The organism is Thermococcus sp. 21S9 (assembly GCF_012027635.1).
In the GTDB taxonomy this organism is placed as follows: Archaea; Methanobacteriota_B; Thermococci; order Thermococcales; family Thermococcaceae; genus Thermococcus.
In genome coordinates this window covers 1-427 of record NZ_SNUS01000046.1, presented here as the reverse complement: position 1 = coordinate 427, position 427 = coordinate 1, and the positions used below count along the sequence as shown (strand labels likewise).

The window sequence follows — 427 nt, the reverse complement described above, 5'->3', positions numbered from 1 at the left end:
TGTGGACAACTCCAAAAGGATGTTCCTTGATTTCTTGAAAGCTCTTTCCTTCAAAAAGCTTGAAATAAAAATAATTCCCTTTTCGAATAATCCCAATGGGGGTTAAGTTTGACTTTGTTACTAGCAAAACCTCATACACTTTTCCTTCATCAAACAGCTCTTTTGCTATCTTTTTGATTTCTCTTCTTAGGATTCCTGTTCCCTTTCTCTCTCTTGCACTGATAAAAACCATTGGAACATCACTCTTTTTCTTATACTCCTCAGCCCACTCTTTAGGAACTAAATCTGCTTTGTTCATAGCTATGAGCAGTTTTTTCCCGCTTTCCTTAACTAGCCTCTCAACCTTTAGATTTCTCGTTCCAATTGGATCTCTTGCATCAACTACTTCAACTACAATATCAGCCTCATCTATTACTTCTCTCACTAC

General features: G+C 37.0%; 1 protein-coding gene. It reads right to left on the bottom strand.

Annotated features, from left to right (window positions below):
• On the bottom strand, nt 1-427 hold a 427-nt coding region (locus E3E28_RS11190; RefSeq protein WP_240921758.1), incomplete at both ends, for a DUF447 domain-containing protein.